Source organism: Chitinimonas violaceus (genome assembly GCF_052601015.1).
In genome coordinates this window covers 1-253 of the sequence record NZ_JBQXDJ010000302.1, presented here as the reverse complement: position 1 = coordinate 253, position 253 = coordinate 1, and the positions used below count along the sequence as shown (strand labels likewise).

General features: G+C 54.5%; 1 pseudogene. It reads right to left on the bottom strand.

The features are described 5' to 3' along the window. Positions 1-72: 72 nt before the first annotated feature. A pseudogene (locus ACUHMQ_RS21390) lies at positions 73-253 on the bottom strand (hypothetical protein); the annotation flags it as partial.

The window sequence follows — 253 nt, the reverse complement described above, 5'->3', positions numbered from 1 at the left end:
GACGGGCTGGTTGGCAACAAAAGCGCGCTGGGGGACTGCAAGCATGACTGAACTCCGATAATAAGGAGTCAATCAGCTTGGACACTGTCCAGCGACGGCGATAGATGCTGGCCTCCGGGCATTTACTAGAAACCCACAGGCCATGGCAACCATGCTTTCATAGTTCCGTTTCAGTTTGTCGAACCGGAACGCCACTGCACGGTAATGCTTCAGCCTCGCAAAGGCGTTCTCGACCAAATGCCGGTAGCGATAC